This window comes from Streptococcus sp. HMSC073D05 (genome assembly GCF_001812015.1).
Classification (GTDB): Bacteria; Bacillota; Bacilli; order Lactobacillales; family Streptococcaceae; genus Streptococcus; species Streptococcus parasanguinis_D.
In genome coordinates this window covers 1-24,373 of record NZ_KV807478.1, presented here as the reverse complement: position 1 = coordinate 24,373, position 24,373 = coordinate 1, and the positions used below count along the sequence as shown (strand labels likewise).

Genomic DNA, 24,373 nt, shown 5'->3' with positions numbered 1-24,373 from the left:
AACCTCCTAAATCGAAATGCCCTTCATATTTGCTTCCAGAATAGGCATCTTGACACCTAACTTCTGACCAGTCTGATAAACACTTTGACAACAATAGAAGATGTCCTGTTTGTCATTGTGCAAGGTCATGATTTTTCGGGTTAGCTCATTTTTTGCAAACATGACTTTCATGGCTTTGCCGGCTATCCAAGCTGGAATTTTGTAGGGTAAGAGTTCTGCCTTATAAAGCTTCAAATTCACGCCACGCGCTTCTACAACTTTCAAAGCTTCTCGAATGGCCTTGATGGCCAATGATAATTCCGAAGAACTATTCATCAAGTTTAAAGCCAATTCTTCTGGATTTTCCAGATTTCCCGAACGCGCAGCTGTCGAAGTAACACCTGCGTTAATCGCCATGTGAATCCAAATCCACTCGACCATATCATGAGGCACTTCCCACTTCAAATCTGCAGAAGTCAGTAAAGCCGTCAGATCAGCATAGTTAGAAATCTGTGCTTTTTGCTCACCTTCCAGCATTAAATGGTCAAACAAAACACCATCCAAATGGTCCTCCTGCATGTGACCGCCCGCTGTCGGAAATGCCAGAATATGGTCGTAATCCCCTGCCCACTCTTGGACCTCTTTTCGAGTATCCCAGAAATTGCAGAAGAAAACAAGGGTACCTTTGATATTATTTTTTCGCAAGGTCTCCACAGCTTCTTTGACAAACCCATGACGAACACTTAGAAAAATAAAATCGTATTCCGAATCAGCTTCCGCCACATGAACCTCATAGGTATCATGCTTGTTTTCACCTTTGGAATGATAGCGACCATCTAGCAGATCAACTGACAACTCCTTCTGAGCAGTGCTTTTCTTACTATCTCTCAGTACGTGCTCTACTTGATGGCCTGCTTTTTGAAAAGCGTAGGCATAAGTGGTCCCGATGACTCCAAGTCCTAGAATCGCTATTTTCATCTAAAAATCAATTCCTTTCCCAAACTCAACCACATTATCTGGTTCATCACTAAACAAGGTCACATGTCCCATTTTGCGGTTATGCTTTGCTTCTAGTTTACCATATAAGTGGAGGTGGGCGCTTGGATTTTCTGTCACATATGTTTCAGCAGCCTCGACGTGTTGGCCAAGTACATTGAGCATGACAGCAGGCGCATGGAGGTGGATTGCTGGGAGTGGTGCTCCGAGAACACCCAAGATGTGCGTGTCAAACTGGGAGAAGTCGCAGGCTTCAATCGAATAATGCCCTGAATTGTGGGGACGTGGCGCAATTTCGTTGACAATGATGTCATCTGCTGTCGCAAACATTTCTACGCAAAGCGTTCCAGACAAGTTGAGTTGTTCTGCGATTCGTACTGCCATGGCTTTGGCTTTTTCAGCTAGACTTTCTGAAATGCGAGCGGGCACAATGGTTTTTGAAAGAATGTTGTTGCGGTGGATATTTTCCTGAATGGGGAAGACTGTCACGTCCTTGCCATTTCCAGACACGATGACAGAAATCTCCAGATCAAAGTTGACGAATTCTTCCAAGACACAGTCTGCTGAATTAGCGAGGGCATTTGCCTCTTCCAAATCGTCAGCTGATGTGATGACTTTTTGACCGTGGCCATCGTAACCGCCTGTCGCTGTCTTGAGAACGTATTTTTTAGAAAGGTCAATATCTTCCAAATCAAGGCTAGATGTCACGACCTTGTAAGGGGCAACTGTTACTTTAGCCTTATTTGAGAGGAAATCCTTCTCAAAAATACGATTTTGTGAAATGCGAAGCAGGTCTGTCCCTTGAGGAAGCTGACCATCTTTGATAACAGCATCCAAACCGTCAGCATCGACATTTTCAAATTCATAAGTGAGAACATCACAGCGATCTGCCAACTGACGAAGTGCATCCACGTCGTCGTAAGGAGCCACAATGATTTCCGCCACACGGGAAGCTGGACAATCAGCTGCTGGGTCCAAGGTGATAACCTTGTGGCCCATGTAGATAGCTGAGATCGCCATCATCTGACCGAGTTGACCACCACCGATGATTCCAATGGTTTTAGTTGAGCTCATTTGTAGACTCCTCTGCGATTTTTCCTTGTTCTTCAGCAAAGTTAGCAAGCGCATCCGCAATGGCCTTGTCTTCTACTGAGAGGAGACGAAGGGCAAAGAGGGCAGCGTTAGTCGCACCAGCTTCACCGATAGCCATAGTTGCGACAGGTACACCACCTGGCATCTGAACGATAGAATAGAGTGAATCCACACCGCTAAGGGCACGCGATTTGACTGGTACACCGATGACTGGAAGGGTTGTTTTGGCAGCAACCATCCCTGGCAAGTGAGCTGCGCCACCCGCACCAGCGATGATGACCTTAATGCCACGGCTACGTGCTTCTTCGGCATGTTTGAACATGAGGTCCGGTGTACGGTGGGCGGAAACAACTTTCTTTTCGTAAGCGACACCGAAGTTGTCGAGGACTTCAGCGGCTTTTTGCATGGTTGCCCAGTCGGATTTTGAGCCCATGATAATGGAAATTACTGGTTTCATTTATTCTCCTTTTTTGATAATCGTCTATTGTAGTGCGGACGTAAGCGACCGCCTGTGGCGTTCCATTACTAAAACTGGAGCCTGAGTCTCCAGTTTTCCGCTCCTAGTAGCAAAGCTACTAGGAGTTCCACTACTGCGACGATTATCCTAAACTAGCTCGCTAACGCTCGCAAATTAAGCGACCATTATCTTAGCTTGACTCGCTTTCGCTCGCCATGACAAAGTTAGTATCTGTTAATCTTTTATCGCCTTACTACCAATATCGTTTCGGTAGAAGAGGCCTTCTGTGTTTTGTTTGTTGAGTTGGTTATAGATGATATTTTGACCATCTTTGACGGTGTCTGCGGTTGTGACCAGCATGTAGACACGTCCGCCGTTTGAGAGGAGGTCTTGGCTATTTTCAGCGAATTTGGCACCAGCATAGTAAGTGATGATGTCCCCATCTGTCTTGGCTGGAAGTTTGACACCCTTCTCATAAGCGAGTGGGTAACCGTTTGATGCTACAACCACGCCCAGTGTCACACCCTTGTCCGTCCAAGTGATGGCTGGCTCTTTGCCTTCCAAAATATCAGTGATGTTTTGTGCAAAGTCAGATGTCAAACGAGGCAAGATGATTTGTGTTTCAGGATCTCCAAAACGAGCGTTAAACTCGATGACTTTCGGGCCGTCAGCTGTCAAGATGAGCCCCGCGTAAAGGACACCAAGGTAGGGACGGCCTTCTTTAATCATACCTTCAAGAACCGGCTTGACAATGGTGTCAACCGCTGTGTCAACCACGCTCTGTGGCAAGTGAGGAACCGGCGCATAGGCACCCATCCCACCAGTGTTGGGACCCTTGTCGCCATCATAGGCACGTTTGTGGTCCTGCGCTGTTGGCATGATGTAGAACTTATCTCCATTGACAAAGGCAAAGAGAGAAAACTCTTCCCCGTCAAGAAATTCCTCGATGACCACACGCGCACCTGAATCACCGAATTTATTGTCTAAAAGCATCTCGTGAGCGGCTTCAACTGCTTGCTCAACTGTCTCCGCAACGACGACACCTTTCCCTAGGGCCAAGCCGTCTGCCTTGACGACGATTGGAGCTCCTTTTTCTTCGATGTAGGCCTTGGCTTCTTCGAAATCTGAAAATGTGCCATAGGCTGCTGTCGGAACGTCGTATTTGACCATGATTTCCTTAGCAAAATCCTTAGACCACTCCAGCTCAGCCGCAGCCTTGGTTGGGCCAAAAGCCTTGAGACCAGCTGCATTGAAATCATCCACGATACCAGCTGCAAGGGCATCATCTGGACCGATAAAGGTCCAAGCAACATCATTCGCTTTTGCGAAGTCAATCAGCTTAGAATGTTCGGAAATTCCGATATTGATCAAATCCAGACCATCTAATCGCATCCCGTCATTACCAGGAGCCACAAAAACCTGCTCAACGTTTGTAGACTCCAACAATTTCTTAGCAATCGCATGCTCACGACCGCCAGATCCAACAACCAAAAGTTTCATATCGAACCTCTTTTGCGAATTATTTTATTAAATTATATCATAATCGTTCGTTTTATTCTAATGATTTCAGCAAAAGTCTCCTATTTCCAGTAGAATCCAAACATTTTTGCTATTTTCTCCTATTTCTCATTTTTTTCCGAATAGTATAGGTGAGACCTACTAATTGACGAAAAGGAGTATTATGCAAACAATCAAAAAATTTGTTGTACTGACTTGTGCGACATGGGGGATGCAAGCCTCTATTGCCCATGCAAATCAAGCGACCAATGCTATCTATGCCGAAAAAGGGCAGCTGGTGATTCATCTTGGAAACGTCCCGGATAAGTATCAAAAGATCCAAGTTCCCGTCTGGTCTGACCAAAATGGCCAAGATGACTTGATTTGGTATCCTGTGGAACGCAGTGACAAGGGATTTGACCTACAAGTGCCATTGACCAATCATTCTGATCAAGCTGGACTTTATCATGTCCATGTCTATGGGGTGGAGGCAAATGAACAGATAACCGGTCTTTACCCTCTCACGACCAGCGTCCAGCAAAAAGACCTGGCTTCTTCCCAGCCAAAAATCACGATTACACCCATCTCCTCACAAGAATTCGAGGTAGACCTGAAGTTATTCGAAGACGTTGACGAAATTGTCTTCCCCATCTGGTCTGAAGAAAATGGGCAGGATGATCTGGTCTGGTATCCCGCAAAGAAGGTAGCACCTGGACATTTCCAACTGCGCTTTCAGGCTCAAAAACACAAGGGAAGCGGGCTATTTCATCTCCACGTCTACCAGAAAAGCCAGGGACAACTAAAAGGGCTATTCCCCACTACCTTTCAAGTGGAAAAGGCAAAGCAAAAGCTCACTCCACTCGCAACACACCCGGGAAACACCTACCCCATTGGTGAGTGCACCTGGGGAGCCAAAGAATTAGCCCCTTGGGCCCACAACTGGTGGGGAAACGGTGGCATGTGGGCAGCCAGTGCACGCGCTGCGGGATTCCGGACAGGAGACACTCCAGAGGTCGGTGCCATCGCATGTTGGGACAATGGGGGATATGGGCACGTCGCCTTGGTTACGGATGTCGAACATGAACAAAAAATTCAGATCCAAGAGTCTAACTACAACGGCCATCGCTATATCGACAACTTCCGTGGTTGGTTCGATCCAACCAACCCCGTTTGGGGAACCGTCACCTACATCTACCCAGATTAAGGTCTTCTTAACCAACAAAAAAGGCACCATCCATTGATGCGTGCCTTTTTTGATTAATGTCTAAAATGTCTCACTCCTGTGAAGATCATGGTCAAGCCGTATTTATCAGCCGCTTCGATGGACTCTTGGTCACGGACAGAGCCACCTGGTTGGATGATAGCCTTGATACCTGCTTTGGCAATTTCTTCCACGTTATCCGCAAATGGGAAGAAGGCATCGGAAGCAAGAACAGCGCCATCCAGACGGTCTTTAGCTTGGTCAATAGCGATGCGGACGGAAGCCACACGGTTGGTTTGACCTGGGCCAACACCAAGTGTCATGTGGTCGTTGGTCACGATGATCCCGTTTGATTTGACGTACTTGATAGCCTTCCAAGCAAACTCAAGAGCTGTCGCTTCTGTCTCAGTTGGTTGGCGTTTCGTCACCACTTGCCAGTCAGCTGGGCTTTCTTTCACCACGTCTTGGTTTTGAACCAGGAGACCACCAACAACACCTGTGTATTCTGCTTCCACTTCGCTAGCATCTTGAGCGTCAAATGGCAAGGCAAGGATACGCAAGTTTTTCTTCTTGGTAGTCAAGATTTCAAGCGCTTCGTCTGTGTAGCTTGGTGCAATGATGATTTCAAGGAAAACACCGTGCATCTTTTTAGCTGTCGCAGCGTCAACTTCACGGTTGAGGACTACTATTCCACCGAAAATCGATACTGGATCAGATTCATAAGCATAATCCCAAGCAGTTTCGATATCGTCAGCTTGACCAATCCCACATGGGTTCATGTGTTTAAGAGCCACAACGGTTGGACGATCTTTGAAATCACGGATGATCCGAATAGCGGCATCAGCGTCACGGATATTGTTGAAGGACAATTCTTTACCGTTCAGCTGTTTCGCTGATGCAATGGAGTAATCCGTTGGCAAGGCCTTTTGGTAGAAGTCTGCATCTTGTTGAGGGTTTTCCCCGTAACGCATTGGTTGCTTAAGATCATAAGTCAAAGTGAGTTTTTCAGGTTTTTCTTCACCCACTTGAGCTGTGAAGTATTCAGCAATCAACGCATCATAGGCTGCTGTGTGGCGGAAGACTTTCGCTGCCAAACGTTGGCGAGTTTCGTAACTTGTTTCGCCGTTGGCTGCAAATTCGTCCAAAACCACAGCATAGTCAGTTGGATCTACCACAACTGTTACGCTAGCGTGGTTTTTCGCTGCTGAACGAAGCATGGATGGCCCACCGATATCGATATTTTCAACTGCGTCCGCGTAAGTTACATCTGGTTTAAGAATCGTTTCCTTGAATGGATAAAGGTTGACCACCACAAGGTCGATCAACTCAATCTTGTTGTCCTTAGCAGCCTCCAGGTGGCTATCGAGATCACGTCGAGCAAGAAGACCACCGTGAATATTTGGGTGAAGGGTCTTCACACGACCGTCCATCATTTCTGGGAAACCAGTCACATCGTCGATAGCAATGGTATCCACCCCAGCATTGTCAAGGGCAACTTTAGTTCCACCTGTCGAGATGATGTCCCAACCGAGTTTTTTTAGTTCTTGAGCAAATTCAACAATGCCCGCTTTGTCTGAAACACTAATTAGTGCGCGTTTAGTCATTCTATTCCTCTTTCTTTAGATCCAAGCGCATAGCGACTTCGTTATTTTCTTCTATAAATCCTGTTTCCTGAAAACCCAAACTAGTCAGCAGGTACTTCATTTTTTCATTTCCAACTACATAATCTGCGATAATATGATTGCAAGCTCTATCCATCTGAGCCTCTTTGATCAGAGCTTCCAAGGCTTTTCGTCCATAACCTTTTCCTTGGTACTGCTGGCCAATCATTATCCGCCAGATAAAGTATTCTGCCTCATCCTTATCTATTTCCAACAGTAGAAAACCAACTACTAGCTCATTCCAATGGATTGCCATTGGAAACACATCCCCATTCTCTCGGTAGAGCCATGCGTCAGCTAAAGAACGCACATTGGGAGCTACAAAACGTGCTCGTTCATCAGCTCCAGATATTTTCAAATCCAGCACTGCCTAAAAACTGCTCTCATCTACCAATTTCAGATTAATCATTTTTCTCCTACCAAGATTACACTATCAAAACTCGATTTCCTTCTTACCTTCTCTCCACTCCCAAACGTTCCAACACTTCTGGATAGAGCTTATACTCTGTTTCGTGGATGCGAGTTTCGAAAGTATTAAGGGTATCCCCTGCTAGGCGCGGTACACGGATTTGCTTGATGACCTTACCGGTATCAACGCCCGAATCCACCCAGTGAATGGTCACACCGCTCTCAGCAACACCCGCATTCCAAGCATCCTCAATACCATGAGCACCTGGAAATTCAGGGAGATAAGCTGGGTGAATATTGATGATACGGCCTTCATAAGCTGCTAGCAAGGTTGGGCCAACGATTTTCATATAACCCGCCAAACAAACCAAATCAATCTGGTGTTCATCCAAGAGTTTGACGATAGCTTCTTCATAAGCTGCTTTATTGTCAAATTCCTTGAGTTCAAAGGCATGGCTCACCACACCAAGGTTTTTGGCACGTTCTAAGACATAGGCATCACGATGATCTGAAAAAACAAATTCTACTGGAAATTGTTCCGCAATCACCTGAAAGTTTGAGCCGTTGCCAGAGGCAAAAACAGCAATCTTCATATTCGATACAAAGGGACGTTTCGGCTAGCCGAACAGTTTCGTAGAAAAATAGGAAATCATTGCTGGGGGCTTGCCCACAAAATGATTTCTCTTTTTTCCTAGAAAATGAGTCCCGTGTTCAGTTAGGCTTGCTAACTAAACACTCCTTTCTACAATTTCTCCGTATAAAATGGTGATAGCACCATTATTTAATCACCACACTTGCGCCATCTTTCTTCACAATCCGACCGATTTCATAAACAGGTTCGTCAAGAAGTTCTTTGACACGTTCAACATTTTCTGGTTTCACCGCAAGCATGAGACCAACCCCCATGTTGAAGATTTCAAACATTTCTTCATGTTTGATTTGACCATATTTTTCAAGGGCTTTGAAAATTGGAAGAACTGGCACTTTGCTTTCATCAATTTCAGCAGCCAAGTCATCTGAGAACATCCGTGGTACATTTTCGATGAAACCACCACCTGTGATGTGGGCAATACCGTTAACCAATTCTTCTTTGATGAGTGGCAAAGCTGCTTTGACGTAGATACGAGTTGGTTCCAAAAGAACGTCTTTAAGTTTTTTGCCTTCCAATTCTGGAAGAACTTCTTCACCTGTGTAATCAGCAAAGACACGACGAACGAGTGAGTAACCATTTGAGTGGATACCGCTTGAAGCAAGTCCAAGAATCACATCGCCTTCAGCTACTTTTGAACCGTCAATGATTTGAGATTTTTCAGCCACACCGACAGCAAACCCGGCCAAATCATAGTCATCTTCACCATACATACCAGGCATTTCAGCTGTTTCGCCACCAATAAGGGCTGCACCAGCCTGCACACAGCCTTCTGCAACACCAGCAACGACCTGTTCCAATTTAGCTGGTTCATTTTTACCAGTTGCGATATAGTCAAGGAAGTAGAGGGGCTCCGCACCTGCAGCGATGATATCGTTAACACACATAGCGACACAATCTTGACCAATGGTATCGTGTTTGTCGTACTTGATGGCAAGCATCAACTTGGTACCAACACCATCTGTACCTGAGATCAAAACGGGCTCTTTGACACCTGTTTTTGAAAGGTCGAACATACCACCGAAGCCACCGAGAGCTCCCATGACACCTGCACGTTCCGTACGAGCTACGTGTTTTTTGATACGTTCAACAACTTCATAACCTGCTTCAACGTCCACACCCGATTGGGCATAAGCATTTTTAGACATAATTTTTTCCTCTTTTTTCTTCTGCACTGCTCTTAATAGAAAGAAGTATGTTCTTTCAAACTTTCCACATAGCATTCTTCGTAGTCATACAAAGGCGTTGGATATTTTCCATCAAAGTAAGCCACACAAAGACCGCCATTTGGGGCATCTGTATCAATTCCAATAGAATCAATCAAGCCATCGATTGACAAATACGTCAAGCTATCTGCACCAATGATATCGCGTGTTTCCTCTACTGTGTGATTGGCAGCAATCAATTCCTTACGTGTTTGAATATCGATCCCGTAGAAACATGGGTAGGCAAGGGCTGGGCTACCGATTGCTACGTGGACCTCTGTAGCTCCTGCTTCTTTCAATAACTTCACAATCCGACGTGATGTTGTCCCACGTACGATAGAATCATCAATCATGACAACCCGTTTTCCTTTCACGACACCGGATACGGCAGAGAGCTTCATCCGAACCCCTTGCTCCCGTAGTTCTTGTGTTGGTTGAATAAAGGTCCGTTGGGTGTATTGGTTTTTAATCAAGCCCATTTCATTTGGTAGGCCGGATTCTTCCGCAAATCCCATGGCTGCACTAAGTGAAGAGTTCGGTACACCGACCACAATATCTGCTTCATGTTTGAATTCACGTGCCAATTGAGCCCCCATACGTTTACGTGCTGTATGGACATTGACTCCTTGGATATTGGAGTCGGGACGAGCAAAGTAGATATACTCCATCGAACAAACAGCCAATTGGGTGTCCGTTGTATAGTTATCGTAAGTGATCCCGTTATCATCAATAATCACAACTTCACCTGGATTTACATCGCGGATCCACTCTGCTCCAACCACTTCAAAGGCACAGGTTTCAGATGAAACCACGATAGCGCCATTGGCCATTTTCCCAATTGAAAGAGGACGGAAACCATTTGGATCCAAGGCTGCAATCAGCTTATCTTCCAGCATGAGAAGGTAAGCAAATCCACCTTTCACCGTATTCAAGGCTTCTTTCACCTTACCCATGAAGGATGGGTTGTGGCTCCGACGAATCAAGTGGGCCAAGATTTCTGAATCAGAAGTTGAGCTAAAGATCGCCCCGTTATTTTCCAACTCCCGTTTGAGGGACTTGGCATTGGTCAAATTCCCGTTGTGGGCCAGTCCAAACTGGGTATCATGAAAGCGAAAGAGGAAGGGCTGGATGTTATCCACCGAAGCTTCCCCAGCTGTCGCATAGCGAACATGGCCAATCGCTCCCGTCCCCGTCAACTTATCCAAGTTAGTAGGATTCCGAAACACTTCTGAGAGAAGACCCGTGTCACGATACCGTTTTAATTGACCCGCATCATTCGAAAGGATCCCCGCCCCTTCTTGACCACGGTGTTGAAGACTGTGTAATCCAAAATAAGTCAGTTTTGCAGCATCTGGGTGTCCCCAGATCCCAAAAATACCACATTCTTCATTAAGAGATTTAACTTCGTATGTCATTTTGTATACCTTTTATTTTCCAGTAAAGTATTTAACCGCTGATGCAAAGAGATGTTGGTCTTTATTTCCTGGAATATTTTGAAAGAGACCATCTTCGAAACGTTCTGAGTGACCCATCTTCCCAATAATTTGACCGTTCTTACTTGTGATACCTTCGATCGCATGGACAGAACCATTTGGATTGTATTTAGAATCCATGCTTGGTTTCCCTTCGAAGTCAACATATTGGGTAAAGATTTGACCATTGTCACGAAGCTCTGCGAATTCCTCAGCTGTCACGACAAATTTCCCTTCACCGTGTGATACTGGGATGGCATGGATGTCACCAACTTCTACTCCGGCAAGCCATGGTGAGTTCGTGTTGGCAATACGTGTTTCAACCATCTTAGCCACGTGTTGGTTGGCATCATTGTAGAAGAGGGTTGGACTAGTGCTACTTGCATCTTCAAAGTTACCGTATGGAAGAAGACCTGATTTAACAAGGGCTTGGAATCCATTACAGATACCAATGATCAAACCACCACGTTCGATGAAGTGATCGATAGCTGCACGTACTTTTTCATTGAGCAAAATGTTCACGATGAATTTAGCTGATCCATCTGGTTCATCCGCTGCTGAGAAGCCACCTGCAAAGAAGATAATATTCGCTTTTTCGATATTGTCAACCATGGTGTCAACAGACTTGACAATCGCCTTTTCATTAAGTGTTACAAATGGTACCAAGTTGACTTTTGCACCTTCTTTTTCAAAGGCCTTAGCGGAGTCATATTCTGAGTTGGTACCTGGGAATACCGGGATGTAAACTACTGGTGTGTCAACTGTTTCTTTAGCTTTAATCACAGCATTTGTTGTTACGGCCGGTACTTCTTCCAACTCAGTTGCTTGTGCAAATTCTGTTGGATAAACTGCTTCCAATTTGCCTTGGAAGGCACTGTCAAGTTTGTGTCCATCAAGCGTTACACCATTGACAGTAAGTGTAAAGTCAGCTGCTGTTTGTCCAATCTTGGCAACACCTGCAATTTCTTCAGGCGATGTGAAGACGAATCCACCCAATTGGGCTGTCAAGCTAGTGTCAAGGTCATCTAATTCAATGTTAGCACCGATATGGTTGCCAAATGTTGCAAGAGCAAGAGCTTCAATCACACCACCATATTTAACAGCTGATGCCGCTGTCACTTTGTGGTTAGTTTGGATAGCTTCAAATTGAGCAAAGTTAGATTTAATGAGATCAAAGTCAATTTGTTGTGTCAAAGCTTGACCTGGGATATAATAGATGTTTTCACCAGCAGCTTTAAATTCTGGAGAAAGAACCTTACGGCTATCCGCAATTGTGACCCCAAAAGCAACCAAGGTTGGTGGTACTGTCAATTCTTCAAAGGTACCAGACATAGAGTCTTTACCACCGATAGATGGCAAACCAAGTTGAATCTGAGCTTCGATGGATCCAAGGAGAGCAGCTACTGGTTGACCAAAGCGCTCTGCTTGTTTATCCATCCGCTCGAAGTATTCTTGATAAGAGAAACGAGCCTTAGACCAGTTTGCACCAGCAGCAACCAAACGAGCTGTTGCTTCAATGACCGCATAAGCCGCACCATGATATGGAGACCATTCTGCCACATAAGGGTTGAATCCTTGCGCCATAACAGAAGCAGTTGTTGTCACGCCATGTTGGACTGGCAATTTCTGTACAGAAGCTTCCGTTGGTGTGAGTTGATAGCGCCCACCGAGTGGGTGATTAACTGTCGAACGACCAACTGAGCTATCAAAGATGGTTTGTAACCCTTTTTGACTGGCATGGTTCAGGTCAGCCAAAACTTCAAGAGTATCTGCTTCAAGGGTTTCGGCAGATGTTTGACGTTCTTCTGGAAGCTTGACATCCTTGTCAACCACCTTAGCATCTACGACAACACGTACACCGTTTGTATCAAGGAAACGACGTTCCAAATCAACGATTGTTTCACCATTCCAGTGCATGACAAGATTTGGTTTCTCCGTCACTGTCGCAACGACAACAGCATCAATATTTTCTTTGTTACATGCAGCAACGAAGGCATCTACATCTTCTGGACGAACCACGACAGCCATCCGTTCTTGAGATTCAGAGATAGCAATTTCTGTACCGTTCAAACCTTGGTATTTCAATGGCACTTTGTCTAGATCAATTTCAAGACCATCTGCCAATTCACCGATAGCCACACAGACACCACCAGCACCAAAGTCATTTGATTTCTTGATCAAACGGGTCACTTCCCCATTACGGAAAAGACGTTGAATCTTACGTTCTTCGATGGCATTCCCTTTTTGAACTTCAGCACCAGCTGTTTCAACAGATTCAACCGTTTGAACTTTAGAAGAACCTGTCGCACCACCGACACCGTCACGTCCAGTCTTACCACCAAGCAAGATAATCACATCACCTGCTTCAGGTTTTTCACGGACAACATTTTCCTTAGGAGCCGCACCGACAACTGCACCTAGCTCCATACGCTTAGCAACGAAACCTGGGTGGAAGTATTCACGAACATAAGTTGTTGCGAGACCAATTTGGTTACCATATGAAGAATAACCGTGAGCCGCTGTTTTAGAAATCACTTGTTGTGGCAATTTGCCAGCACGTGTTTCAGCAATCGGAGCTGTGATATCACCAGCACCTGAGATACGCATGGCTTGGTAAACGTAGGAACGACCTGACAATGGGTCACGAATGGCACCACCGATACAAGTAGCCGCTCCACCAAATGGTTCGATTTCAGTTGGGTGGTTGTGGGTTTCGTTCTTGAACATGAGAAGCCATGATTCTTTGACACCATTGACATCCACTTCAATTTCAACTGAGCAGGCATTGATTTCATCAGACACTTCCATGTCATCCAAACGACCATTAGCACGCTCATAACGACCAAAAATAGTTGCCATATCCATCAAGGTTTGAGGTTTTTCTGTACGTCCCAACTCATCACGCATGGCAATATACTTGTCATAAGTCGCTTGCAATTGTTTTTCAAATTTAGAAGCTGAGAAGTCGATGTTTTTCAACTCAGTCTCGAAAGTTGTATGACGGCAGTGGTCAGACCAGTAAGTATCCAAAACCTTCAACTCAGTCTCAGTTGGTACACGTCCAATGGATTTGAAGTAATCTTGAATGAAGAGAAGGTCATCCACTTCCATTGCCAATCCTTGCTCAGCCTTATACTGTGCAAAATCTTCTGCCGTATAAGTTTCAAAGAAATCCAAGCTTGGAATGGTCTTGTCAGACTCAGAGAAATCCTGTTTCGCAATGCCAACAGTGATATCTTTGAAACGAGAATCCACTGGATTCAAAAGGTAGTTTTTGACAGCTTCCAACTCATTCGCATCAATATCCTTGTTAACCAAGTACAATTTTGCTGTGTTCACCGTTACATCATTTGAACTACCAAGCAACAGCAAAGCTTCTTGTGAAGATGCCGCCCGTTGGTCAAATTGACCAGGCAAACTTTCAATCGCAAAGAAAGCATACTTCTCAAGATCATCCTTAACCGCAGCCTCGTCCAAAACAGTATCGGTCACTTGTTCAGAGAAGATATGTTTTTCCGCACGCGCAAACAAGTCTTCTGCCAAATTAAAGACATCGTAAACCTGAACAATACGAAGATCATTCAAGGTTTTCAACTGAAGATTATGTTGTAATTCTTTTACTAAAGAGTCTGATTTTACACGAAAATCAGCTTTTTTCTCAACGAAAATACGTTTATCCATTTTATTTCCTTTATCTATTTCTTCTTAAAGATCATAGTGAAGACCAAGTAAAAGGTTACTTCAAGCCCTGTAATTTCTCCAACACAACCTGATATACATCCGTTAAACTGCCCAAATCTCTACGGAAAACATCCTTGTCCATATGGTGCCCTTCCGCATCCCAAAGGCGGCAATTATCTGGAGAAAATTCATCTGCCAAGATGATCTTACCATCCTTATCAAAACCAAATTCCAATTTGAAGTCAATCAAGCGAAGACCAATTTGTGCAAACCAATCTTTCAGCAATTCATTGATACGACGCGTTTCTTCCTTAATATAAGCAATTTGTTCATCATTGGCAATATCCAAAAACTTCACATGCTCATCATTGATGAATGGGTCATCCAACTCATCGTTTTTGTAGTAAAATTCAACGATTGGAGTTTTCAAGTCCAAACCTTCTTCCACGCCAAAACGTTTAGAGAAAGAACCCGCCGTCACGTTACGAAGAACAACTTCCAAAGGAATAATTTTTACTTTCTTGTTGAGTTGTTCTGTGTCAGAAATACGTTCGATAAAGTGAGTAGCTACTCCCGCAGCATTCAATTTTTCAAAAATAAGAGACGAAATCTGATTATTTAGCACACCTTTTCCTTTAATAGTCTCTTTACGAGCCCCATTCAGCATAGTGGCTTGGTCCTTATAGACCGACTTAATCACATGTTCGTCCTCAGTAGTATAGATATCCTTAGCTTTTCCAGTATAAATCAGTTGATTGGTCATGACTTTGTTCGCCTTTCGTATTTTATCACCTTCATTCTATCACATAAAAAGTCTATTTTCAATAAAATCCCGTACAATATAAGCAAAATCCGAATAAAAAGGACAGAAAAAAAGACCCTCCAGAATAATCTCTGAACGATCCCTTTTTCATTAGTGAGCAGCAGTTCGTTTTTCGATATAGCCGACAACATCCCCTACTGTGTTAAATTCATCGATAGCCTTGTCTGGAATCTCAATTTGGTATTCATCCTCAAGATTGATAATAAATTCCATTAATTCAACAGAATCTGCTTGTAAATCCTTACGTAAGTCAGATTCCAAAGATACTTGAAAATCTGATCCCTTGCGGTCTTTGAGAAATTCCTCAATTGTAGCTAAAATTTCGTTTTGTTTACTCATACATTACCCTTCCTTCGATAATTCCTTCACTGATTTTCCAACAACATCTGTCTCTAACATGGTCCGAATCTGACGAATCGTGCTATAGACAGCTTTGGCATCACTCGAACCATGCGTTTTAACAACAGGTGCTTGAAGGCCAAACAAGACCGCTCCTCCAACATCTGAGAAATCCAAGGTTTGCTTCAATGATTTCAAACGATCCTTGAGCAGAAAAGCTCCCAATTTCGCCTTCCAGTTTCCAGTGGCAATCGCTTGTTTCAATTGCTTCAAGATCCCAAAAGCCGTTCCTTCCATCGTTTTCAAGACAGCGTTTCCCGTGAAACCATCCGCCACAACGACATCAGCAATGCCATCCATCAAGTCACGCGCTTCCACGTTTCCAACAAAATGAATCGACTCATCCTCAGATAACAATTGGTAGGTTTCCTTGCGCAAAGGATCCCCCTTACTAGCTTCTGTCCCATTGTTCAATAAACCCACGCGAGGTTTTTGAATCCCACGAACATTTTCAGCATAGTAGGATCCCATCACAGCATACTGATGCAAGTGCTCTGGTGTATTTTCCGCATTGGCCCCTAAGTCCAGCATATCATACCCACGACCATCAACCGTCGGAAGTGTCGACATCAAACCTGGACGTTCCACGCCCTTGATGCGGCCAACAATAAAGAAACCTGCCGCCAACAAGGCACCTGTATTCCCCGCAGATAGCATGGCATCGACCTCACCATCCTTCACATCCTTGGCAGCTAAGACCATCGAAGCCTGTTTCTTCCGACGAATAGCCCGTGTTGGCTCATCATCTGAATCGATTTTTTCTTCCGTATGCACAATCGATACACGTTCTGTTGCGGTTAAATAGTCTTTGATTTTTGCCTCATCGCCGTACAAGACAATCTCAATATCATCAAAATCACGAATGGCTTGATTCACGCCTTCAACCAAGGCTTGAGGTGCATTATCGCCCCCCATTGCATCTACTGCAATTTTTTTCATGTTTCACCTCCAGATGAATCTTTCATAATCGCTCCCCAATCACTCAAGGAATCGATAAACTTTTTAGCTTTTAAATGGATCCCTACATACTCCTCATACAACTGATCGATTGCCTGACGTAGAGCTGCTTTCATCTCCGCTTGTAGGGAAATCGTCTCTAACTCACTGAGTCGCACTGCTTGAAACTGATCCAATAAATAGAGAACATTTGGATGCCAGTGGGCACGTCTCTCATCCCGATCATAATGATCCGGACAAAGGACCCCACTATACCGGAAGGAATAATCAAAAGGAAGACCAACCCGATGGCAGAAACAGCATTCATGCAGATTCAAGACAACCCCAAACCGAGATAGAAGCTGAATCTCAAAAATATTGGTCAAAACCTCATAATCCAGTCCTTCTTCCATCAAAGACAAGGTCTTCTCCAAAAAAGCAAACAAGGCCGGATCCACTTGGTTATCCTGAATACTTGCATCTGCAAGCGCCAGAACATAGGTCGCATAAGAAAGGGCAAAAAGATCTGCGTTGATTTTCTTATAAACCTGCACATCTTGAAAATCATCAATATAACTCAACCCATCATCATTGATTTTCAGCAACATATCTGCCGTTACCAATGGTTGCAACATGGGATTCAACCGTGATTTTCCCACATGTTTCACAAAAAACATCCGCTTACCTGACTTCTCCGTGAAGATTTTGACCAGCTTGTCATCCTCACGAAACTCCCGATTATACAGGACAATTCCCCGGGTCTCAATTGACTCCAGCATGTTCTTCCATATACTCCTTCAAGCGTTTCATAGCTTCCTTGATAACCTCCATGCTGGCTGCATACGACAAACGCACATAACCTTCACCATATTGACCAAAAGCAGCACCAGGAATAAAAGCAACCGCTTTTTCACGCGCAAAATCCTGCAAGAAAGCGAAGGAATCTTGATTAAAACCAGCTGGGATTTTAGCAAAAATATAAAAGGCTCCATCTGGCTTAATAATCTCAAACCCAAGCGCGGACATCTTTTCGATGATATAATCCCGACGCTTCACATATTCCTTCTTCATTGGCTCCGCATCATCCCGACCTTCCGTCAAAGCTTCGATCGCAGCATACTGATTCATGGTTCCAGCAGCCGTTACCAAATACTGATGGCTCTTGATGAGTTGGGCCGTCAATGTAGCAGGCGCAAAGATAAAGCCAAGCCGCCAGCCTGTCATGGCATGAGACTTAGATAAGCCATTAATGACAATGGTCTGCTCAGGAATGAAGGAGGCCATAGAGACATGCGCTTCTCCAGTATAAGTCAGCTCTGAATAGACTTCATCACAAATCACAAAGACTTCATATTTTTTTAAGACAGCAGCTAATTCTGCCATCTGTTCGCGCGAATAAGTGACACCCGTTGGATTAGCTGGATAATTGAGAATAACAGCCTTCAATTTTTCACCCTGCTCTAAAATGGCCTTTTCCAACTTTTCAGGAGTCAAGACAAAACGATCTGCTGTCGTATCAATTTCAATAATCTCCGCCCCAACCAAATTCACAATCGGTTCATAACCAGGGTAGGCCGGTGCTGGGAGTAATACTACATCTCCAGGTTCCAAGATTGCTGTCAAGGTTGCAGACAGGGCTTCAGTCGCACCGATCGTCACCAATATCTCTTCCTCAGGACGGTAGTGAAGACCATATTTATCAGCCACAAACTGACTCGCAGCCTCACGCAAAGCCAGCAAGCCGCTCATTCCTGTATAATGACTAAAGTTCGCATCAATGGCAGCCTTTCCTGCTTCTTTTACATGTTCAGGAGTTGTAAAATCCGGTTCCCCTAAAGTCAAACGCAAGACAGCAGGAATGGAAGAAATTGATTGGTCAAACTGACGAATCAAAGATACTTCAATCCGATTCAGATTTTTATTAAAACGTTTCGTTAAATCCATAGAACACCTCCAAAAACACTTATATTCATTATACTATAAATAGGACCCCATCGCAAAAGAACAAGCCAGATCCCCACCTTTTGCTTACCAGCAAAGGACATTTCAAAAATCCTTCCATACAAAAAAGACTTAGCAATGCTAAGTCTTTCAAGTCATTATTGTTGACCACGTGTTGCCACATAGTTCAATTGATCAGCATGTTTCGCCACAAAATCCTTCATTTCGGAATCAGGAATTTGACGAAGGTAGAGGTTAGAACGAATCGTTTCATCCTCTTCCCGACAAGTTGACAATACTAAGTATTTATCAGATGCTTTGATCTTAATATTTGGATTCTTAGTTTGACCATCTTCATATACCTTCTTCAGCTGAGTCGTAAAGTCTTTATCGTCTTTAAAGCTAGTACGATAAAAAGCAGTTGTTTCAGGAACAATGACCAAGCACATAGCTTCATAATAATACTTACGCTCTGGTGTTTCAATGACAACATATGGATGTTGATCAAAGTAATCCTGTTTATCATAGAAGTTAACATCGTTAAACATACGATGATCACCGACCTTACTACCACGAGCATGACCAAACAACCAAGTCAAACGATCGCTAAAATCTTTCTTATTATCCATATCCATGAAAACAGTCCCTAAATATGGTACATTCCCACCATCAAAAGTCTTATTCAAGTAGGTTTCATTATCTGTTGTTTGCACAACAGGTTCATCCAATTCCGTACCAGGTGCGTAGACATAAGCAATTGCTTCAGGGTTAACAGCAATCAATTGATCAAAACGATTCTTTAGGTAATCTTTTTCTTCTTGGCTAGGTTCATACTTTACAGTCTGTGATGAAGCACTGGTTGAAGAACCATTTGTTTTCTTAGCCGTATTAGAGGCCTTTCCACCAAATGGATTAAAGAAAAGGAATCCAACTACGATCACAATGACCGCTAAAAGAGCAAATAAAATTCCAAACATCTTCCCTCCAGAAGATGTTTTTTTTGCAGAACGTTTCATAAAATAAATTCTCCTATTAGGTATTTTCTCTAAAAAATATCACTGAGCCCAAGGACCCAGTGATATTTTTATGAGCTAATTAATAATCAAATTATTTAACTGCGCTTGTTTTTGGAAGAGCTTTTTGACCTGCAGCTGCTGCTGAAGCTTTAGTTGCTGCTGGAGCTTTAGCGTCATCTTTTTTATCTGCTTTATCTGCTTTAGCTACGTCTTTAGCTGAACCTTCAACTACGAATTCACCTGGTTTACCTGGTACAGGTACAAGTTTTTCGCCATTTTCATTGAATTTAGCTTCAGTTGATTCAGCATCAACATTGTTAAGACCGTCTTTACCGTATTGAGTAAGACCATCTTTATCGTTTGTGAACAAGTCTGCACCTTTAAGTGATGTAGCATTGTCGTCTGCTGAGTTGTGTTGACCAGTGTTATTGGCAAAAACTGGTGTTGCTGCAAATACAGCAAGTGCTGCTACTGATGATAATAAAACTTTTTTCATTGTTTTATCTCCTTTTTATTTTTAAAAATATTCGTTACTTCGTAACTATGATAAGTATACTAGGATATTCTTCCTATGTCAAGACTTTTTCATCAAATTTTTAAAAAAAGTTTAAGATTTCTTCCTATTTGATCCCTATAATTACGAATTAGAGATATATTATACTCATCTATTAGAACTATTCGGTTTTTGGACACTTTTACTGAATCGTTCCTCTATTATATACATAGAACTTTCTAATTTCACTAATCCTAACTTTTTTTCCACTTCAATTATTTCCTATTTTACCGCACGATTTTTGGGCAGAGTTTTCTTGGGCAAACTAGGATCCGCCTTTGCTTCTAGTTCTTTAGCTGCTTGAACCAGTTTTTTCCGTTTCTTTTCTTTTTTTAGATTTTCCAACCATTTTCTGATTTCCATTTGTATTTCCTCCTATACAAAAGAGGCTGGTTTCCAGCCTCCTTATTGTTAACATTTTTTGGCATTTCCGATTTCAAACAGAGGAGAAAGAGGACGATTTTCATGAATGCGAACAATAGCCTCAGCTAGAAGTTTCGCAATCGAAATTTGCTCAATTTTATCAATCAAACGATCCTCCGATAGATAAATCGTATCCAATACCACCAACTTCTTAATGGCTGATTTTTGGATGTTGTCCATCGCTGGGCCTGATAAAACAGGGTGAGTACAGCTCGCATAAACTTCAACAGCACCTGCTTCTGCAAGGGCATCCGCGGCATGACAGATTGTACCAGCTGTATCAATCATATCATCAATCAAAATACAAGTCTTGCCTTCAACACTCCCAATGATATTCATCACTTCACTCGTATTCATCTTATCGACGCTTCGACGTTTATCAATAATCGCAATCGGTGTCTTCAAAAATTCAGCTAATTTCCGAGCACGAGTCACACCACCATGGTCTGGACTGACAACAACATAGTCTTTCCCAATCATCCCGCGACGTTCAAAATAATCGGCGATCAAAGGCGCACCCATCAAGTGGTCAACAGGAATATCAAAGAAACCTTGAATTTGTGCGGCGTGCAAATCAATTGTCAACAGACGATCAACTCCAGCAACCTCAAGCATATTGGCTACCAACTTAGAAGTGATTGGTTCACGAGCTCGAGCTTTCCGGTCTTGACGAGCATAGCCGTAATATGGCATCACCACATTAATGGATTGCGCACTAGCACGTTTCAACGCATCTACCATAATCAAAATTTCCATTAGATTATCGTTAACCGGTGAGCTAGTGGATTGCAAAATATAAACATCTTTCCCACGGATTGATTCTTCAATATTAACCTGAATTTCTCCATCAGAAAATTGACGAACCGTTGACTTTCCAAGCGGTAGTCCCATTTCACGAGACACACGTTGAGCCAATTCTTGATTTGACGACAAAGCAAAGAGCATTAAATCAGAAAATGACATGATTTCCTCCAGTAAAATCTAAAACCATATTGTACAGTCAGCACAAATTTCTCCTGTAATCATTTTATCGCTTTTTAATCAAATATTCAAATATTAATTTATGGAAATTACAAAATCTATCACTACCTATTTTCTCTCAAAAAAAGAAGCAGAACCAATGTTCTACTTCGATGTTATTCTTAGTTTGGATAGATATAAGTAACAGTACCTTGAGCATTAACTGGATTAAACCATCCACGGTAGTTACCAATACTACGATTACCTAAATAATTAGACTCAGAGACTTGAATACTTGTTGTAGATTGAACGGCTGTAACTACAGCTACGTGTCCATAACCACCATCATTCCAACATGCAATGGCACCAACTTGTGGTTGAGATCCTGTACGGAATCCTGCTGCTGCTGCACTTGCTGCCCATTGTCCACCATTACCCCAGTAATCACCAGCCCATGGAGCCAATGTCTTCGCACCCCATGTACATTCACCAACTGGATAAGATGATGCAGATGTACTATAAGTTGGACGAGAAGTAGTTGCTACCGGTGCAGCCACTGCTTGAGTTTGAACAGCAGGTTGAGCTGCTGCTTGAGTTTGTGCAGCCGCTGGTGTTGCAGCAGATGTTTGAGCCGCTGCCTGAACTTGTGCTTGAAGAGTTGTATTCGCAGAAGCTTTTACAGCTGCTTGTTGTTCTTTTTGTTTTGCACGGTAAGCTGCTTCAGCTGCTGCCGCCGCTGCTGCTGCTTTTTCAGCTTCAGCTTTTTGTTGCAACAAAGCATTCTTTTCGTTTTCAGCAGTCGATTTTTCAGCAGCCAAGTTTAATTGTGCTACTTTCAACTCAGCTTCTTTTGTTGACAAAGCTTGCGCATCATCTTCTAATTGCTGTTTGTTTGCGATAACAGTATTGATAGCGTCGTTGTTTTCTTTTTGTTTTTGTGCAATATCTTCTTTATCACGTTTTTGCTCTTGCAACATTTTGTTGTTAGCATCTGCAATTTCATTCATAGCAGAAATACGTGAGATAGCTTCTGTCAAAGATCCAGAGCTAACAATCGCATTAATATAACTTGTTGCAGTCCCAGTTGTTTGAGCGCTACGTGCTTGATTTGCAAGTGATTCTTGACGAGCAACAATATTTTTTGACAACTCATCGATCTCAGCTGACAATCGTTCAGATTCTTCATTCAAACGATCGTTTTCAGCTTGAAGATTTTCTTGTTGTTTTTTAATTTCAGATACTTGACCTTGAATTTGATCTACCTGACCTTGTGCACTTTGTTGTTGTTGATTAATACTATTGATTTTGTTATCCTGAGCAGCAATCTTATCATCTGTTGAATCAGCTGATACACCAGCTACGACAGCACCTTGTGATAAAGCAACTGTACTCAATAAGATTGTGGCAAATAATTTTTTCTTCATTAGATAAATTTTCCCTTTCTAATAAGACACTAACTAGTATAACAAATTTTTTGAAAATTTATATTACGCTATTGTTACATTTTTATTTCGAGTTTATAAATAAATCTTTTCAAGTAAAGGCTGTAATACTATTAATAGAAGCACATTCAAAATTAAACTAGGCGTCATTTGGTAAATAATTAATGTAATCCAGTTAAATTTTATACCGATAAAAAGAATCAAAAGAAGGTTTGTTAAAATCTGAAATAATAGAATCGTTAATAAAAATGTAAAAAAACGAGTCAATCGATTGACCAAAATAATCTGATTACACCGATAAAAAATCACCTGTAATAAAGGAAAGACAAGGAAAGCAATTCCTATAGTGTGTAAAAAATACACATCAAAACAAAAACCAAAAAGGATTCCCCACCAAATACTAGCTATCTCAGAGAAATAGAGACTCAATAACATAAAACCATATAGAAATAAAAATGAAGTAGGTTCAAAGGAGCTTGGACTGAAACGAGAAATAAGAAAAGAGATTTGCCCATCAACAAATAAAGATAAGAATAAGATTAAAGGGAAAAAATGGTACTTACGTATGACTTTCACACTACTCTCCAATCAATAGTACATAACGATTGACATCTAAATTAGCCTTTGGTTTTACACGAATTTCTTGCCCTAACTGATCAGATGCCTTTTGAGTAGAAGTCACAGTACCAAGAGGTAAGTCACTACTCTTGTATTTCCCTAAGCCACTTGTTGAAACCAGTGATCCTTTTTTAATTTCAACTGGATCTCCAATTTGCAACAACCGAAACTCACCTGTCTTCTCGTCATAACCATTTAATAAAGCAAAAATAGATTGACCTTGACTCTCAATTTTAAACGTCAGGTGTTGTGAAGAAATAGTATCTTCGACTAATAATTTCACTTTGCTAGAATTTTTCTCTATACTTTCTACCACACCAATGACGCCACCTGATGATAGAACAAACATGGAATCAGAAATGCCATCGGAACTACCTTTATCAATAACAAATTCCTGATCCCAAGAACTATAATTACGGTCAATAATTTCACTAACAAATTGCTTAGAACCAGATGAAGAATTTTTGATTGACATCAAGTCTTTCAATTCCTTATTTTCTGATTCCAAACGACTAAGTTTTGACTGATCAATATCATTTTGATAAAGACGAGATTTCAAAGAAAGATTTTCATCACTTAATTTAGATAAATTCTTAAAATCATTTGCCTTAGTTTCAACAAGAACAAATGGTACCGATACAGCCTTATCAACAATAGCTAATAGATCAGAAGATTTTGAAACAATAGCATTTCTAACAGATGGGAATAGAAATAAAATTCCTGAAACAGTCAAAACAAACACCAAACTAAAAACTTTTAAGAAACGATTCAAGAACATAGAAAAAACCTTCAAAAATATAAAAAATAGTTTGAGACGTTATCTCAAACTTCGAAATTATACGGAGAATGGGGGATTCGAACCCCCGCGCCAGTTACCCGACCTAACGATTTAGCAAACCGTCCTCTTCAGCCTCTTGAGTAATTCTCCAAAATGGGCACGAGTGGACTCGAACCACCGACCTCA

Annotated in this window: 23 protein-coding genes and 1 tRNA gene; 1 reads left to right on the top strand and 23 read right to left on the bottom strand. The window is 42.5% G+C overall.

Annotated elements, in window-relative coordinates; genetic code table 11:
* Positions 1–6 precede the first annotated feature (6 nt).
* The 4 genes from HMPREF2832_RS00120 to purD form a co-directional block, all read right to left on the bottom strand.
* Entirely contained in the window at positions 7–957 is a 951-nt protein-coding gene (locus HMPREF2832_RS00120; RefSeq protein ID WP_070505200.1) for a ketopantoate reductase family protein, read from the bottom strand.
* Complete coding sequence (gene purK, locus HMPREF2832_RS00115; protein ID WP_070505199.1) at positions 958–2,049, bottom strand: 5-(carboxyamino)imidazole ribonucleotide synthase; 1,092 nt, start codon at positions 2,047–2,049, stop codon at positions 958–960.
* Positions 2,036–2,524: a 5-(carboxyamino)imidazole ribonucleotide mutase gene (gene purE, locus HMPREF2832_RS00110; protein WP_014633767.1), complete on the bottom strand. Its 489-nt coding sequence runs from the start codon at positions 2,522–2,524 to the stop codon at positions 2,036–2,038. The genes purK and purE overlap by 14 nt, the downstream gene beginning before the upstream one ends.
* A 234-nt stretch (positions 2,525–2,758) precedes the next feature.
* Positions 2,759–4,024, bottom strand: coding sequence for a phosphoribosylamine--glycine ligase (purD, locus tag HMPREF2832_RS00105; protein WP_070505198.1), 1,266 nt, complete (start codon positions 4,022–4,024; stop codon positions 2,759–2,761).
* Positions 4,025–4,205: 181 nt separating this feature from the next.
* Here purD and HMPREF2832_RS00100 point away from each other — a divergent pair, with 181 nt between their 5' ends.
* Positions 4,206–5,225 carry a GBS Bsp-like repeat-containing protein gene (locus tag HMPREF2832_RS00100; protein ID WP_070505197.1) on the top strand — a complete coding sequence of 340 codons (1,020 nt, stop codon included), beginning with the start codon at positions 4,206–4,208 and terminating at the stop codon, positions 5,223–5,225.
* A 53-nt stretch (positions 5,226–5,278) separates the two neighbouring features.
* Here the strand turns inward: HMPREF2832_RS00100 and purH are convergent, their stop codons facing one another.
* From purH to HMPREF2832_RS00010, 19 genes are all read right to left on the bottom strand, one after another.
* Positions 5,279–6,826 (bottom strand): bifunctional phosphoribosylaminoimidazolecarboxamide formyltransferase/IMP cyclohydrolase, encoded by a 1,548-nt coding sequence (gene purH, locus HMPREF2832_RS00095; protein WP_070505196.1) that lies wholly within the window; start codon positions 6,824–6,826, stop codon positions 5,279–5,281.
* 1 nt (position 6,827) lies between these two features.
* On the bottom strand, positions 6,828–7,250 hold the full coding sequence (locus HMPREF2832_RS00090; protein WP_261674206.1) for a GNAT family N-acetyltransferase: 423 nt from the start codon (positions 7,248–7,250) through the stop codon (positions 6,828–6,830).
* Between the two features lie 85 nt (positions 7,251–7,335).
* Positions 7,336–7,884: a phosphoribosylglycinamide formyltransferase gene (gene purN, locus HMPREF2832_RS00085; RefSeq protein ID WP_070505195.1), complete on the bottom strand. Its 549-nt coding sequence runs from the start codon at positions 7,882–7,884 to the stop codon at positions 7,336–7,338.
* A gap of 184 nt (positions 7,885–8,068) precedes the next feature.
* Positions 8,069–9,091: a phosphoribosylformylglycinamidine cyclo-ligase gene (purM, locus tag HMPREF2832_RS00080; protein WP_186823056.1), complete on the bottom strand. Its 1,023-nt coding sequence runs from the start codon at positions 9,089–9,091 to the stop codon at positions 8,069–8,071.
* A 29-nt stretch (positions 9,092–9,120) separates the two neighbouring features.
* Positions 9,121–10,560, bottom strand: coding sequence for an amidophosphoribosyltransferase (purF, locus tag HMPREF2832_RS00075; protein WP_070505193.1), 1,440 nt, complete (start codon positions 10,558–10,560; stop codon positions 9,121–9,123).
* A gap of 12 nt (positions 10,561–10,572) precedes the next feature.
* Positions 10,573–14,298, bottom strand: coding sequence for a phosphoribosylformylglycinamidine synthase (locus tag HMPREF2832_RS00070; protein ID WP_070505192.1), 3,726 nt, complete (start codon positions 14,296–14,298; stop codon positions 10,573–10,575).
* A gap of 55 nt (positions 14,299–14,353) precedes the next feature.
* Complete coding sequence (gene purC / locus HMPREF2832_RS00065; RefSeq protein WP_049475212.1) at positions 14,354–15,061, bottom strand: phosphoribosylaminoimidazolesuccinocarboxamide synthase; 708 nt, start codon at positions 15,059–15,061, stop codon at positions 14,354–14,356.
* 150 nt (positions 15,062–15,211) lie between these two features.
* The gene (locus HMPREF2832_RS00060; RefSeq protein ID WP_049498196.1) at positions 15,212–15,460 is read right to left on the bottom strand and encodes an acyl carrier protein; all 249 of its coding nucleotides are present in this window, start codon (positions 15,458–15,460) and stop codon (positions 15,212–15,214) included.
* Between the two features lie 3 nt (positions 15,461–15,463).
* Positions 15,464–16,459, bottom strand: a complete 996-nt coding sequence (plsX, locus tag HMPREF2832_RS00055; protein WP_049498195.1) for a phosphate acyltransferase PlsX — start codon at positions 16,457–16,459, stop codon at positions 15,464–15,466.
* Positions 16,456–17,235: a DNA repair protein RecO gene (gene recO, locus HMPREF2832_RS00050; protein WP_070505191.1), complete on the bottom strand. Its 780-nt coding sequence runs from the start codon at positions 17,233–17,235 to the stop codon at positions 16,456–16,458. The genes plsX and recO overlap by 4 nt, the downstream gene beginning before the upstream one ends.
* Positions 17,219–18,400: a pyridoxal phosphate-dependent aminotransferase gene (locus HMPREF2832_RS00045; protein ID WP_070505190.1), complete on the bottom strand. Its 1,182-nt coding sequence runs from the start codon at positions 18,398–18,400 to the stop codon at positions 17,219–17,221. The genes recO and HMPREF2832_RS00045 overlap by 17 nt, the downstream gene beginning before the upstream one ends.
* A 155-nt stretch (positions 18,401–18,555) precedes the next feature.
* Complete coding sequence (gene srtB, locus HMPREF2832_RS00040) at positions 18,556–19,413, bottom strand: class B sortase, LPKTxAVK-specific (protein ID WP_070505189.1); 858 nt, start codon at positions 19,411–19,413, stop codon at positions 18,556–18,558.
* 91 nt (positions 19,414–19,504) lie between these two features.
* Positions 19,505–19,909: an LPKTxAVK-anchored surface protein gene (locus HMPREF2832_RS00035; protein ID WP_070505188.1), complete on the bottom strand. Its 405-nt coding sequence runs from the start codon at positions 19,907–19,909 to the stop codon at positions 19,505–19,507.
* Between the two features lie 279 nt (positions 19,910–20,188).
* Complete coding sequence (locus HMPREF2832_RS10370; protein ID WP_164905866.1) at positions 20,189–20,329, bottom strand: hypothetical protein; 141 nt, start codon at positions 20,327–20,329, stop codon at positions 20,189–20,191.
* Positions 20,330–20,377: 48 nt separating this feature from the next.
* Positions 20,378–21,352 carry a ribose-phosphate diphosphokinase gene (locus tag HMPREF2832_RS00030; protein WP_003002322.1) on the bottom strand — a complete coding sequence of 325 codons (975 nt, stop codon included), beginning with the start codon at positions 21,350–21,352 and terminating at the stop codon, positions 20,378–20,380.
* A 179-nt stretch (positions 21,353–21,531) separates the two neighbouring features.
* Positions 21,532–22,773, bottom strand: a complete 1,242-nt coding sequence (pcsB, locus tag HMPREF2832_RS00025) for a peptidoglycan hydrolase PcsB (protein WP_070505187.1) — start codon at positions 22,771–22,773, stop codon at positions 21,532–21,534.
* A 93-nt stretch (positions 22,774–22,866) separates the two neighbouring features.
* Positions 22,867–23,367 carry a rod shape-determining protein MreD gene (gene mreD, locus HMPREF2832_RS00020; RefSeq protein WP_070505186.1) on the bottom strand — a complete coding sequence of 167 codons (501 nt, stop codon included), beginning with the start codon at positions 23,365–23,367 and terminating at the stop codon, positions 22,867–22,869.
* Position 23,368: 1 nt separating this feature from the next.
* Positions 23,369–24,187 (bottom strand): rod shape-determining protein MreC, encoded by an 819-nt coding sequence (mreC, locus tag HMPREF2832_RS00015; RefSeq protein WP_070505185.1) that lies wholly within the window; start codon positions 24,185–24,187, stop codon positions 23,369–23,371.
* A gap of 62 nt (positions 24,188–24,249) precedes the next feature.
* A tRNA-Ser gene (locus HMPREF2832_RS00010) sits at positions 24,250–24,337 on the bottom strand.
* Positions 24,338–24,373 lie beyond the last annotated feature (36 nt).

What these genes read in the sequence shown, in the direction of transcription:
- srtB (WP_070505189.1), bottom strand. Translation starts at nt 19,413, where the DNA reads ATGAAACGTTCTGCAAAAAAAACATCTTCTGGAGGGAAGATGTTTGGA.
- HMPREF2832_RS00100 (WP_070505197.1), top strand. Translation starts at nt 4,206, where the DNA reads ATGCAAACAATCAAAAAATTTGTTGTACTGACTTGTGCGACATGGGGG.
- plsX (WP_049498195.1), bottom strand. Translation starts at nt 16,459, where the DNA reads ATGAAAAAAATTGCAGTAGATGCAATGGGGGGCGATAATGCACCTCAA.
- HMPREF2832_RS00035 (WP_070505188.1), bottom strand. Translation starts at nt 19,909, where the DNA reads ATGAAAAAAGTTTTATTATCATCAGTAGCAGCACTTGCTGTATTTGCA.
- purK (WP_070505199.1), bottom strand. Translation starts at nt 2,049, where the DNA reads ATGAGCTCAACTAAAACCATTGGAATCATCGGTGGTGGTCAACTCGGT.
- purN (WP_070505195.1), bottom strand. Translation starts at nt 7,884, where the DNA reads ATGAAGATTGCTGTTTTTGCCTCTGGCAACGGCTCAAACTTTCAGGTG.
- purC (WP_049475212.1), bottom strand. Translation starts at nt 15,061, where the DNA reads ATGACCAATCAACTGATTTATACTGGAAAAGCTAAGGATATCTATACT.
- pcsB (WP_070505187.1), bottom strand. Translation starts at nt 22,773, where the DNA reads ATGAAGAAAAAATTATTTGCCACAATCTTATTGAGTACAGTTGCTTTA.
- purD (WP_070505198.1), bottom strand. Translation starts at nt 4,024, where the DNA reads ATGAAACTTTTGGTTGTTGGATCTGGCGGTCGTGAGCATGCGATTGCT.
- HMPREF2832_RS10370 (WP_164905866.1), bottom strand. Translation starts at nt 20,329, where the DNA reads ATGGAAATCAGAAAATGGTTGGAAAATCTAAAAAAAGAAAAGAAACGG.
- HMPREF2832_RS00030 (WP_003002322.1), bottom strand. Translation starts at nt 21,352, where the DNA reads ATGTCATTTTCTGATTTAATGCTCTTTGCTTTGTCGTCAAATCAAGAA.
- mreC (WP_070505185.1), bottom strand. Translation starts at nt 24,187, where the DNA reads ATGTTCTTGAATCGTTTCTTAAAAGTTTTTAGTTTGGTGTTTGTTTTG.
- purE (WP_014633767.1), bottom strand. Translation starts at nt 2,524, where the DNA reads ATGAAACCAGTAATTTCCATTATCATGGGCTCAAAATCCGACTGGGCA.
- HMPREF2832_RS00060 (WP_049498196.1), bottom strand. Translation starts at nt 15,460, where the DNA reads ATGAGTAAACAAAACGAAATTTTAGCTACAATTGAGGAATTTCTCAAA.
- HMPREF2832_RS00070 (WP_070505192.1), bottom strand. Translation starts at nt 14,298, where the DNA reads ATGGATAAACGTATTTTCGTTGAGAAAAAAGCTGATTTTCGTGTAAAA.
- HMPREF2832_RS00045 (WP_070505190.1), bottom strand. Translation starts at nt 18,400, where the DNA reads ATGGATTTAACGAAACGTTTTAATAAAAATCTGAATCGGATTGAAGTA.
- purH (WP_070505196.1), bottom strand. Translation starts at nt 6,826, where the DNA reads ATGACTAAACGCGCACTAATTAGTGTTTCAGACAAAGCGGGCATTGTT.
- recO (WP_070505191.1), bottom strand. Translation starts at nt 17,235, where the DNA reads ATGCTGGAGTCAATTGAGACCCGGGGAATTGTCCTGTATAATCGGGAG.
- HMPREF2832_RS00120 (WP_070505200.1), bottom strand. Translation starts at nt 957, where the DNA reads ATGAAAATAGCGATTCTAGGACTTGGAGTCATCGGGACCACTTATGCC.
- purF (WP_070505193.1), bottom strand. Translation starts at nt 10,560, where the DNA reads ATGACATACGAAGTTAAATCTCTTAATGAAGAATGTGGTATTTTTGGG.